Origin of the sequence: Paraburkholderia sp. SIMBA_027, assembly GCF_046535315.1 — a bacterium.
Lineage (GTDB): Bacteria > Pseudomonadota > Gammaproteobacteria > Burkholderiales > Burkholderiaceae > Paraburkholderia > Paraburkholderia tropica.
In genome coordinates this window covers 1-229 of the sequence record NZ_JAWRWY010001759.1, presented here as the reverse complement: position 1 = coordinate 229, position 229 = coordinate 1, and the positions used below count along the sequence as shown (strand labels likewise).

The 229-nt window shown below is 37.6% G+C and carries 1 protein-coding gene; it reads right to left on the bottom strand.

Annotated features, from left to right (window positions below; translation table 11 throughout):
* A partial coding sequence (locus SB764_RS45195) for a hypothetical protein (protein WP_410867463.1) occupies positions 1–229 on the bottom strand: 229 nt, incomplete at both ends.

Sequence of the window (229 nt, the reverse complement as noted above, 5' to 3'; positions counted from 1 at the left end):
AGTGGACTTCTCCCATTTCAATAGCAATGCTGTTTCTGCTATTTCCACTAATAAAGCCTTTATTTGAGCATCCAACACTACATCGTTTTGTTCCACTGTGTGATTGAAGAAAAGTTCGCTAATGCTTAAGGCACTTTTAGAACTTTTAAGCTCCACACCAACTAAAACAGAAGGCTCTACCTTTAAAGCTTCAGCTAACTTGATAATTTTTGTGAAGCCAGGAGATTTG